Genomic DNA, 11,556 nt, shown 5'->3' on the forward strand with positions numbered 1-11,556 from the left:
AATCCCCTTAATTACGCCGCAGCATGCGCCGCAGTTCTTGGCCCAAGATTCAGGGTTTCACCTGAAAGGAACTTGACAATATTCAGCGCCAGTGGCGTTTTTTCATTCAGGTAAGCCAAAATGGTCTCATCACTCGGCGTCGAGAAGCTGTCACCGAAAATACTCACACCTTCCAGTGATTTCGTGGAGATGCCTAATTGCAGCAGGCGGTATTTCACGTCATCGGCTGACTGGGCAAATTCATAAATTGGCGAACGGTATTGAATGTCGAACTGATTCATCAGGTTCACCAGAAAATCTTTCGCCACCTGGCGCTGTTCCGGAAATTCCTGCTGATAGTGGGTGATACCGTCGTTGATGATGCTGATGTCGTTGCGGCGGCAGAAGTCCACCAAATGGGCATGGATCGCCAGTTTTTCGCCTAACAAAACCAGATTCTTACGGTGGCGCAGAATATCGCTTTCGATATTTTCAATCGCGATGGAGCGGAAAGTCCCGCTAATATCTTCCACGGTATGTTCCACCACTAACTCACCAAAGCGGTTACGCAATTCTTCAACACGATGCGCCAAAATGCCGCGATGCAGAGAACAACCACTGTTAGCCGAATAAAGATGAACCGGAATACCTTGTAACATCAGATAACAGGCAGCCAGCGTGCTGTCGCGACCGCCGGTAAACATAACAAGCTGTGTATTAGGAACAGAAGAAGCTGCAGAAGTCGTTTTATCAGAAAGTGAATTGTTCATAGTCATCCTTATTTTTTACAGACATAACCAGCGCGCAAGGCGCAGACTGGCGCATCTACTGAATATCAATCAGTAAAATCACAGCGCCTGTTGGAGAGATATGCTTCGGAACAAGGGCGAGACTAATGGGTTTCTTCGGCGTAAGAAAATGATATAAACAGACATTGGAGTTGAATTAATCTAACAAGGTGAATCATGACTGACTTACCCGCACTTCGCTCGCTGCACTATTTTAAGCAGGCCGCGCTGTTTGAGAGTTTTAGTCTGGCGGCGGAATCATTGAATGTGACGCACAGTGCGGTGAGTCATCAGATAAAAAACCTGGAAGGATGGTTGGGAACAGCGTTATTTAAACGCGCAGCCGGACGGGTATATTTAACCCGTGATGGCGAGAAATTAAAAAAATGCTGCGATCAGGCGTTCGGCGAAATAGAAAATACGTGTCGCGACATAAAAGCGCGGCAGGAAAATAATTTAATTATTTCCTGCGCCCCCAGTTTTCTGGCGCAATGGCTAATTCCACGTATCAGCCGCTTTTCAGAACGTCATGAAAATATCGTTCTAACATTTCAGACGCATACCGATGTGCAGAAAATTCGCGAACAGCGCACCGATATTTTGATCAAAAGTAATGAGAGCCAGCTAACCAGCGAGATTGAATCGACGCTGATCACCGTCGATTATATCGGCCCGGTGTGCTCACCGGGTTTTCGTCACCGCTTCACCTACCAGACGGATTTCTCTACCCTGCCGCTGCTGCACGCTGACACCAAGATCAACGCATGGCAGGAGTGGGCCAGAAAAACCAACGCCAAAGGCGACTTCGCGGCAGGCAAACATTTCGACAATTTAACCCTGGCCATTCAGGCGGCAAAAAACGGACTGGGGATCATCATGACGCCACAGATCCTGGTGAAGAAAGAGTTACAGGAAGGCACGGTGATCGCACCACTGGGCTTTGCCGAAGTTGACCGCGCGACTTATATGCTGGTGAAGAACAACCGCAGCCATGAACCCGAGATCACCGCGTTTCGCAGCTGGTTGCTGGAGGAAGCCAGCCAAGGATAGCCGGCAAAAAAAAGCCCCGTCAGAAGACAGGGCTGAGTTTCAAATTTTATTTCGAGGATGATTTACGCTTGTAAAAGTTGGTTCATACGACGAATAAACAGGTTTGGATCTTCCAGCGTTCCGCGTTCCGCAAACAGCGCCTGATCGAGCAACAGCTCAACCCACTCGCTAAATTGTGCGTCGTCGGCAACGTCTGAGGCACGTTTCACCAAGGCATGATCCGGGTTCAGCTCGAAGATATATTTCACCTCAGGCGCATCCTGACCGGCAGAAGCAAACAGTTTTGCCATCTGGGTGGTCATTTCGTCAGCACCAGTAGTCACGATGGCCGGCGTATCAGTCAGACGGTGCGTCAGGCGCACCTCTTTCACGCGGTCAGCCAGCAGTGCTTTAACCCGCTCTACAAACGGCTCCAGCGCCTTGTCGGCTTCTTTCTTCTCTGCGCTCTCTTCGTCTGCCAGTTTATCCAACGAGTCGTCAGCTTTGCTGACTGACTGGAACACTTTGCCATCGAATTCGGTCAGGTAGCTCATCATCCACTCGTCGATACGATCGGACAACAGCAGCACTTCAATGCCTTTTTTGCGGAACAGTTCCAGATGCGGGCTGCTTTTCGCGGCGGCATAGCTGTCAGCGGTGATGTAGTAAATTTTGTCCTGACCTTCTACCATGCTGGCAACGTAGTCGTCCAGCGACAGAGTCTGTGCGCTGTTGTCGTTGCGGGTGCTGGCGAAGCGCAGCAATTTGGCGACAGTGTCTTTGTTAGCGCCATCTTCTGCCGGGCCTTCTTTCAGGACCAGACCGAACTGCTGCCAGAATTGCAGGTATTTTTCGTTGTCGTCTTTCGCCAGTTTTTCCAGCATCTGCAATACGCGTTTGGTCAGTGCGCTGCGCAGATTCTGGGTAATACGGCTGTCTTGCAGAATTTCACGCGATACGTTCAGTGGCAGATCGTTGGAATCGATCAGACCACGGACGAAACGCAGGTAGTTCGGCATGAATTGCTCGGCTTCATCCATGATGAATACGCGTTGAACGTAGAGTTTCAGGCCATGTTTGTGATCGCGGTTCCACATATCCCAGGGTGCCTGCGAAGGTATGTACAGCAGGCTGGTGTATTCCTGCTTGCCTTCAACACGGTTGTGGCTCCAGCTCAGCGGATCGCTGAAGTCATGGGAGATGTGTTTATAGAATTCAACATACTCTTCGTCGGTCACTTCCGCTTTGCCACGGGTCCACAGAGCCTGAGCCTTGTTGATCTGCTCCCAGGTGACGGTGCCATCTTCTTCGTTGCGGATTTCAACTTCCACCGGCAATGCAATATGGTCAGAGTATTTGCTGATGATCGAACGCACGCGCCAGTCATCAAGGAACTCGTCCTGATCTTCACGCAGGTGCAGGGTAATTTCAGTGCCGCGTTCCGCTTTTTCGATATAGGCCAGGGTGTATTCACCTTCACCGGCAGATTCCCAGAACACGCCCTCTTCCTGCGCTGCGCCTGCGGCACGGGTGCGCACGGTGACTTTGTCGGCGACGATAAACGCCGAATAGAAACCCACACCGAACTGACCGATCAGCTGGCTGTCTTTTGCCTGCTCAGAACCGACAGATTGCAGGAAAGCTTTGGTGCCGGATTTAGCAATCGTGCCGAGGTTGTCGATCACTTCGTCACGGCTCATGCCGATGCCGTTATCGCTCAGTGTCAGGGTGCGTTTTTCTTTATCAAATGCCAGACGCACATGCAGCTCGCCATCACCTTCATAAAGTTCCGGCTTGGAGAGCGCGCGAAAGCGCAGCTTGTCGGCAGCATCTGAGGCGTTGGAAATCAGCTCACGCAGAAAAATTTCTTTGTTGGAGTAGAGCGAGTGGATCATCAGATGCAGCAGCTGTTTAACTTCAGACTGGAATCCGCGGGTTTCTTGTCCTTTCATACTCATCAAATTACCTCAATCACGCTGTTTGATTTTTCATTACATTGGAAAGCCCGGCCTTAACGGCAGCAAGCTGACTTAAAAGTAAAACGCTGAGGAATAGATGGGGTTACTAAGGGATTAATTCAAGAGGAAAACGTCTGTTCGATGGAAAACTGAACCGACGCGCAAAAAATAACGCGCCGGAACAAATCAATTCAGAACTTGAAAGGATGACGCCCAGCCAAAGAGTGCGACAGCGTAGTGCCATCAACCATCTCTAGCTCACCGCCTACTGGCACACCGTGGGCGATCCGGCTGGCCATGACGCCATACTGACCGCACATTTCAGCGATGTAGTTTGCCGTCGCGTCCCCTTCAACCGTCGGATTGGTCGCCAGAATCACTTCTTTCATGCTTTCGCTTGCCAGACGGTGCTCAAGACGATCCAGACCGATGTCATCAGGACCAATGCCGTCCATCGGAGACAGGTGGCCCATCAGCACGAAATAACGACCGGAGAACTGACCGGTTTGTTCTACCGCATGAATATCTGCCGGGCTTTCTACCACGCAAATCTGGCCGTTTTCTTTCCGCCGTGGATTGGCGCAAATGGTGCAGATTTCTTGTTCGGTGAAAGTACGGCAATCGGTGCAGTGGCCGATTTCAGACATCGCACGCGTCAACGACTGCGCCAGCCGCATTCCGCCGCTGCGATCGCGCTGCAGCAGCTGGAATGCCATACGCTGCGCTGATTTCGGGCCAACGCCCGGCAGGCAGCGCAACGCCTCCATTAGTGATTCAAGGAGCGGGCTGGTTTGCATTAGAACGGCATCTTAAAGCCCGGTGGCAATTGCATGCCGCCTGACACGTTAGCCATTTTCTCTTTCTGGGTTTCTTCGATGCGACGCGCAGCATCATTGAACGCCGCAGCGACCAAATCTTCCAACATGTCTTTGTCATCGGCCAACAGGCTTGGATCGATCTCCACGCGACGCACGTTGTGCGCACCGTTGATGGTGATTTTCACCAGGCCAGCGCCTGATTCACCCGTCACTTCTAACAGCGCGATTTCCGCCTGAGCCTGTTGCATTTTTTCCTGCATTTGCTGGGCCTGTTTCATCAGGTTACCAATGCCGCCTTTTCCAAACATAATCATCTCTCTTTGTGTCGGGCCGCAGGGTAATTGCGGCGTTTAAACGGGGCGAATACTCTCTTCATCCAGCTCTGCATCAAAGAACCTGCGCAGAGTCTGAATGTTATTATCCGCAATAATCGACTGACGCGCCTGCGCCAGTTTTTCTTCATAAATTGTCTGCCGCCACTCTAGCGGCGTTTTGACCGCCAGATTATCATCTTCCAGCACGGTCAGTTCAACCGGCAACTGATGCAGGGCTGACAGAGCTTCTGCCAGCATCTTCTGCGCCGACGGCGAATTCAGATGGCGCTGCGAGGTCCGCAAATGAAGACAAATCTTGCCGGGTTCCGGCTGTTCGCACCAGGCGTTCATCGCCAGTTGCTGGACCAGTTTTGGCATCACCATCTGGTTGATTTCAGCCGCCCAAGCGTCCCGCTCGGTGGCTTCGACCGCCAGCCGTGCTGCCAGTTCCGGTGACTTTTCATGCTCAAGTGCAGTACGCAGCATTTTCGGCGTGGCGACCGGTTGTGGCGCTTCTTCCGGCTCGTTCAGCGTCTTCCAGCGGTAAGCTTCTTCCTTTACCGGCTGCTCAGGTTGCTTCTCTTTTCGGGCGCTGGCCTGCGTTTGCACACGTTCAGTCACTGAGGCGAGGCGCTCCAGTGCTGAGTTTGCCGGCCGCGCTTTTCCTGGCGCCGCCGGCTCAGCTTTTTTTGGGTTGGTATTTCCCTGCTGTCTGAGTAACTGCGTTCGCGCTTGCAAAAGCTGGGCTGTGGCATCCGGCATTCCCGGCTGTGCGCCTCCCTGAGGCAGCGGCGTTTCTTGCTGAGCGGTTTTCGCAGGCTGCGGTGCTGCCGGGGCAATCAAAGCTTGCGGGGCTGTCACCGGAACAGGCGTTGCCGGTTCAGCAATAAACACTTTTGGGTGGAAGGCCAGCGCACGCAACAGTGTCATTTCGACCCCCATACGCTTATCCGGCGCATAGGCCAACTCTTTGCGACCCACCAGCAGAGTTTGGTAATAGAGCTGTACATCAGCGGGTGGGATCACCCGGGCCAGCTCACGTAAGCGTTGCTCAATCGAGGCATAATGGTTATCGAGAACCGTCGGCAACAGCTGCACCATCGCAATGCGGTGCAACAGAGCGAGTGTCTCTATCAGTAGGTTTTCCCAGTCAACGCCACGCGAAGCAGCCTGTTCGACCTGCGCCATCATCTGCGCGCCATCGGCACTGACCAGCGCTTCAAGCACCGCCAGCGGTTGTTCATCGTCCAGCGTCCCGAGCATCTGGGCAACGGTTTCGGTGGTCACAGCACCCTGGCCCATGGCGATAGCCTGATCGGTGAGGCTTAAACCATCGCGCATACTGCCATCGGCGGCGCGCGCCAGTAACTGCAAGGCACGGGGTTCGCTGGTGATTTGCTCGGCGGTTAGCACCCGCTCAAGCTGATTGCGGATCTGTTCTACATCCAGGGCTTTCAGATGAAATTGCAGGCAACGGGATAAAATGGTCACCGGCAGCTTTTGCGGATCGGTGGTTGCCAGCAGGAATTTAACGTGCGAAGGCGGCTCTTCCAGCGTTTTCAACAGCGCATTAAAGCTGTGGCGCGAGAGCATGTGCACTTCGTCAATCAGGTAAACTTTGAAACGCCCGCGAGCCGGAGCGTACTGCACGTTGTCCAGCAGTTCGCGAGTATCTTCAACTTTGGTACGAGAGGCCGCATCGATTTCAATCAGGTCAACAAAACGACCCTGTTCGATTTCACGGCAGTTGTCGCATACGCCGCAAGGTGTGGAGGTGATACCGCTTTCGCAGTTCAGTCCTTTCGCCAGCAGGCGCGCAATAGACGTTTTACCCACACCGCGGGTGCCGGAAAACAAATAAGCATGATGGATGCGCCCGAGCGACAGGCCATTAGCCAATGCGGTCAGCACATGTTCCTGTCCGACGACGTCGGCAAAAGTTTGGGGGCGCCACTTACGGGCAAGAACCTGATAGCTCATTAACACTTCATCGTTGATTTATAATGAATAATTTGACGATACACGAAAAAACATCGTTTAACCCGTCTTTCTGCGCTGGTCTGCTTAACGGAGACTGAAGGTCTCAGCATAATAGTGCCGGCACCAGACTGCCACTTCTTAGTGTATCAGCACGGTCACTATCATTCCTATTACTTTACTTTTTGCGGGCTGCATCGCAGGTTCTCCGCCTTCGTCCTCCTCCTGGGATTTACTCCACAAGGAGGAGGGAAATTTGCACGCGCTGATTACACTGGATTAACCCCTGCCCTAATAATGCTTCCTGCCACGCGTAAGGAGAGCCATGAAACGCCTGACACTGCCTCTGTTATTGTTAGTTTCACCCGCCGCACAGGCGAACTGGACGCTGCAAGGTTTTCCCGATTTCTTCGAACCTTCAAGCGGAATATTAACCAGTAGCGCCACGTTGCCCAAAGGCCAGCGCACGCTGGAACTGAATCAGGATAATCAATGCTGGCAACCCGCTGACGACGTAAAACTTAACGTTATGCTGTCGCTGCAACCCTGCGAAAACAAAACGCCGGTTAACTGGCGCCAGTTCCGCGCGGGAGACTATCAGGTGCGGATCGACACCAGAAGCGGAACGCCAACGCTCCAGTTGAGTCTGAAAACGCAGCAGGCAGCCGTTTCCGCAGCGACGCAAATCTGTCCGCGCTGGAATGGCAAACCGCTTTCGGTGAATGTCTCAGGAACGTTCGCCGAGGGCGAGAAAGTCCGCGACTTTTATTCCGGCAAGACCGCCACGGTAATGAAAGGTCACGTGGTGCTGATGCCGGATCCTGCCAGCGGCGGTTTACTGTTACTGGAATCCATCGTTCGTAAAACCCCTGCCACTTTCAGCTGGCAAAACGCCACAGTTTATTTTGTGCTCACCGATCGTTTCGAGAACGGTGAGCCAGCCAACGATCACAGCTATGGTCGCCACAGCGACGGGCTGCAGGAAATCGGCACGTTTCACGGGGGTGATCTCGCCGGGTTGACAAAAAAACTGGATTATTTACAGCAGTTAGGTGTCAACGCACTGTGGATCAGCTCCCCGCTGGAGCAAATCCACGGCTGGGTCGGCGGCGGAACTAATGGCGATTTTCCGCATTATGCTTATCACGGCTATTACGCACTCGACTGGACAAAACTCGATGCCAACATGGGTACAACTGAGGAGTTGCATACGCTGGTCAGTGAGGCGCACAGACGCGGGATCCGCATTCTGTTTGACGTAGTGGTGAATCACACCGGCTACGCAACGCTGGCAGATATGCAAACGTTCCATTTTGGATCGCTGTATCTAAAAGGCGATGAGATCGAAAAAACGCTCGGTAAGCACTGGACTGACTGGAAACCCGGTCGCGCTCAAAACTGGCACAGTTTTAATGACTATATCAATTTCGGAGACAAAGACGGCTGGGGCACGTGGTGGGGTAAAAAATGGATCCGTACCGATATCGGCGATTACGACTCGCCTGGTTATGATGATCTGACCATGTCGCTGGCTTTTCTGCCCGACATCAAAACCGAATCATCAGCCGCCAGCGGTCTGCCGGTTTTTTACCAGTATAAATCGGATACTGCTGCCAAAGACCTGCCCGGCGCGACGCCTCGTGACTATCTGGTGACCTGGCTCAGCCAATGGGTGCGCGATTACGGGATTGATGGTTTTCGCGTGGATACGGCCAAACACGTTGAAAAACCAACGCTGGCGTTGCTGAAAGAGCGATCTGTCGACGCGCTGAAACAGTGGAAAGCGGCGAATCCTTCCCAGGCTCTGGACGATACCCCGTTCTGGATGACAGGTGAAGCCTGGGGTCACGGGGTGATGAAAAGCGATTATTATCAAAACGGTTTCGACGCGATGATCAACTTTGATTTTCAGGATCAGGCCGCTGCTGCGCTGTCCTGTTTCGCTAACATCGACGCAACTTATCAGCAAATGGCGGATAAATTGCAGGATTTCAACGTATTGAGTTATCTCTCTTCGCACGATACACGGCTGTTTTTCGATGCTTACGCTAAGGGGTCACTGCCTTTACAACAACGTGCGGCAGATTTGTTACTGCTGGCACCCGGTGCCGTTCAGATTTACTACGGTGATGAGAGCGGACGCCAGTTTGGCCCGACGGGGTCGGATCCGTTACAGGGCACGCGTTCCGATATGAACTGGAGTGAGTTGATCGGTGCGAAGCAAAACTTGCTGACCCACTGGCAAAAACTGGGAAAATTCAGGGAACAGCATGCTGCGGTCGGTGCGGGAATTCAGATAACACAGCACCAGACTGAGTATTACGCATTCAGCCGTCAGAAAGGGGACGATAAAGTGATGGTGGTTTGGGCGGGAGAGTCAGGTAAATAGCGAAAAAACAATTGGCCTCGCTTTGAACGCGAGGCCAATTCACATCAATCAATGCCCATCGAAAGAAACCAGGCTATAGCAGTTGATGTTCAGTTTGTTTAGGCGTTTTTCACCGCCTAATTCTGGCAGATTGATGATAAACGCGGCATCGGTCACTTCACCACCCAGACGGCGGATCAGTTTCGCGGTAGCTTCAATCGTGCCACCTGTTGCCAGCAGATCGTCAATAACCAGAATTTTTTCACCTGGCTGGATCGCATCAATATGGATTTCCAGGCTATCAGTGCCGTATTCCAGATCGTAGGTTTCACTGATGGTTTCACGCGGTAATTTACCCGGTTTACGTACCGGAACAAACCCCACGCCCAGAACCAATGCAACCGGTGCGCCAAATAGGAAACCACGTGCTTCGGTGCCGACTACTTTGGTCACACCGGCATCACGGTAACGATCGGCCAGTAATTTAATGCTCTCAGCGTAAGCTTTTGGATCTTCCAGCAAGCTGGTAACGTCACGGAACAGTATGCCTGGCTTAGGGTAGTCAGGGATGGTTTTAATACTGTCTTTAATAAACTGTAGCTGCTGTGCGGTAGCGGTCATAATGTCATTGCCTGATATAGCTGCTGTTCATACTTAAACGCGGGCGGTCAAATGTCCCCCGCCATGCCCTGTATAAAGCATGCCGTTTAAGGAAGGAAATTGGGAGCGCACCGACGTACGAGATGCCCAAATCTATGCAAAGCCGCCCTAAAAAGCAACCCGCAGCCGGACATGATCGCCTGTTTTATTGCTTCAGGTCAACCACCGGCAGACGCCACATCATAATGAGCAAGGCGATCATCATGCAGAGCAGCAGGATGCGTACCCACCAAAACGCAACAAAATAGAGCGAAACAGCGAAAGTCGCGATGATCACTACGACGGCTTTGCTTTTAGCGCCCGACGGTAAAGCGCGATGCTCCTGCCAGTGACGCAGATAACCGCCAAACCATGAGCGATAAAGCAGCCAATAATGAAAGCGTGGAGATGAACGAGCAAAACACCAGGCAGCCAGCAGCAGAAACGGCGTGGTCGGCAGCAAAGGCAATACCACCCCGAGAGTGCCAAGGAACACGGCCAGCCAGCCAACAATAATGAGTAACAGACGTTTCATTCCACTCCCTGCAGAAACTGCCAGGGCGCATCACCCGGCAAGAGAAAGCAGTGTAAACAAGTGTGATACTACTGCCAAATCCCACGTACCTTGTTTCTGGTGGTGTACAGGTTAAGCTAGGCGTGTCGATATCGGAGAAACCCTGTGAGCACTGAACAAATATTACATGCCCTCAACCAGCAGATTGAAACGCTGGCGAGCGAGATTGAACCTATCGGACATGTTTCTGCCCAGCAGGCCCGCTTCGACGTGGCGCTGTTTGCCACCAAAGGAACAAGGCTGCGCGACTATCTGGCAGAGATCCGCCTGAATCTTGGCCAGCTACATCTGATGGTTAAAGAGAAACGCCAGGCTCAGGTCGCTTTTGTGGCCGAGCGTCTGATTTCTCAGATAACGGCTCTGCAGCGTGAACTCGCCACTCAGACTCTTCGCAAGAACAATCAAACGCCAGAGCGAAAAAGTCATGATAATTACACCAGGTTATCTGAACATCAGCAGTTTGAGCGCCGCCTGATCACGATGATTCAGGACCGGGAGAGCACGCTGGGTCAGCTCGCTACTTTCAGTGATCAGCAGCGGGTACAGAAAGAGCTGGCAGCGCTGGAAGGGCGCCTAATGCGATGCAGACAGGCGCTGGCAAAAATAGAGCGCCAGATTGAGCGGCAGGAAAACGGTTTTTGAATGTTTATCACAATTTTTGAAAACGATGGGCCAAATGCCCCCATTTGTATCTATAATCAGTTTCCTAACCTGAATGATTATTCTTTACGAATAACGTGCTAGATGGCTGTTAAAAAGTCACGTAACCCTCTTCAGGTTAGCTTCGGATCTCGTAACAGAAGGTGGTTGTTCTACTGGGCTGCATGAAGTGCAGGATCTTTTTATCGCACACTACAATGAATGTTGGCTTCCATGTCTGTTGAAAATGCGCCTCCCGAGTTACAGCTCGCTGTTGATTTAATCTACTTGCTTGAGTGTAACGAAATTGCCCCTGAGACGGCCCTGGCTGCGCTTGATATTGTTCGGCGCGACTACCTGGAAAAACTAAAAGGCAGCAAAAATACGCTGTCTATCAGCTATTTATAATTTTTATATTTATCGCGCTTACGCCCCGTCGCCGGGGCCTAAAATTCAGGGCGCCCTTGTTCTCT

At 52.2% G+C, this 11,556-nt stretch carries 11 protein-coding genes and 1 other annotated feature; of the genes, 4 read left to right on the forward strand and 7 right to left on the reverse strand.

The genetic code is table 11. The features are described 5' to 3' along the window. Window positions 1-11: 11 nt before the first annotated feature. Window positions 12-683 carry a hypothetical protein gene (locus ACMV8I_RS08990; protein ID WP_498865024.1) on the reverse strand — a complete coding sequence of 224 codons (672 nt, stop codon included), beginning with the start codon at window positions 681-683 and terminating at the stop codon, window positions 12-14. A gap of 261 nt (window positions 684-944) precedes the next feature. Between ACMV8I_RS08990 and ACMV8I_RS08995 the strand changes: the two genes are divergently transcribed. Beyond that, on the forward strand, window positions 945-1,817 hold the full coding sequence (locus tag ACMV8I_RS08995) for a LysR substrate-binding domain-containing protein (RefSeq protein ID WP_498864888.1): 873 nt from the start codon (window positions 945-947) through the stop codon (window positions 1,815-1,817). 62 nt (window positions 1,818-1,879) lie between these two features. Here ACMV8I_RS08995 and htpG read toward each other — a convergent pair whose 3' ends face one another. From htpG to dnaX, 4 genes are all read right to left on the reverse strand, one after another. Continuing rightward, window positions 1,880-3,748, reverse strand: coding sequence for a molecular chaperone HtpG (gene htpG, locus ACMV8I_RS09000; protein ID WP_498865025.1), 1,869 nt, complete (start codon window positions 3,746-3,748; stop codon window positions 1,880-1,882). Window positions 3,749-3,945: 197 nt separating this feature from the next. Continuing rightward, window positions 3,946-4,551 (reverse strand): recombination mediator RecR, encoded by a 606-nt coding sequence (gene recR / locus ACMV8I_RS09005; RefSeq protein WP_498864889.1) that lies wholly within the window; start codon window positions 4,549-4,551, stop codon window positions 3,946-3,948. Continuing rightward, on the reverse strand, window positions 4,551-4,880 hold the full coding sequence (locus ACMV8I_RS09010) for a YbaB/EbfC family nucleoid-associated protein (RefSeq protein ID WP_498864890.1): 330 nt from the start codon (window positions 4,878-4,880) through the stop codon (window positions 4,551-4,553). The genes recR and ACMV8I_RS09010 overlap by 1 nt, the downstream gene beginning before the upstream one ends. A gap of 42 nt (window positions 4,881-4,922) precedes the next feature. After that, window positions 4,923-6,866: a DNA polymerase III subunit gamma/tau gene (dnaX, locus tag ACMV8I_RS09015; protein ID WP_498864891.1), complete on the reverse strand. Its 1,944-nt coding sequence runs from the start codon at window positions 6,864-6,866 to the stop codon at window positions 4,923-4,925. Next, window positions 5,532-5,596: a sequence feature (DnaX frameshifting element), on the reverse strand. Its footprint overlaps the gene before it by 65 nt. A 322-nt stretch (window positions 6,867-7,188) precedes the next feature. Here dnaX and ACMV8I_RS09020 point away from each other — a divergent pair. After that, window positions 7,189-9,252, forward strand: coding sequence for an alpha-amylase (locus ACMV8I_RS09020; protein ID WP_498864892.1), 2,064 nt, complete (start codon window positions 7,189-7,191; stop codon window positions 9,250-9,252). Between the two features lie 48 nt (window positions 9,253-9,300). On the opposite strand, the gene apt is transcribed toward ACMV8I_RS09020, so the two are convergent. Together apt and ACMV8I_RS09030 are read right to left on the reverse strand one after the other, a co-directional pair. Further along, window positions 9,301-9,852, reverse strand: a complete 552-nt coding sequence (gene apt / locus ACMV8I_RS09025) for an adenine phosphoribosyltransferase (protein ID WP_498864893.1) — start codon at window positions 9,850-9,852, stop codon at window positions 9,301-9,303. Between the two features lie 184 nt (window positions 9,853-10,036). Then, a complete protein-coding gene (locus ACMV8I_RS09030) occupies window positions 10,037-10,405 on the reverse strand; it encodes a DUF454 family protein (RefSeq protein WP_498864894.1) in 369 nt (122 codons plus the stop codon). A 144-nt stretch (window positions 10,406-10,549) separates the two neighbouring features. Here ACMV8I_RS09030 and priC point away from each other — a divergent pair, with 144 nt between their 5' ends. Continuing rightward, window positions 10,550-11,086: a primosomal replication protein PriC gene (gene priC / locus ACMV8I_RS09035; protein WP_498864895.1), complete on the forward strand. Its 537-nt coding sequence runs from the start codon at window positions 10,550-10,552 to the stop codon at window positions 11,084-11,086. Window positions 11,087-11,317: 231 nt separating this feature from the next. Then, complete coding sequence (gene rsmS / locus ACMV8I_RS09040) at window positions 11,318-11,491, forward strand: pleiotropic regulatory protein RsmS (RefSeq protein WP_498864896.1); 174 nt, start codon at window positions 11,318-11,320, stop codon at window positions 11,489-11,491. Window positions 11,492-11,556: the final 65 nt, after the last annotated feature.

It is taken from the genome of Ewingella sp. S1.OA.A_B6 (assembly GCF_049889095.1).
Lineage (GTDB): Bacteria > Pseudomonadota > Gammaproteobacteria > Enterobacterales > Enterobacteriaceae > Ewingella.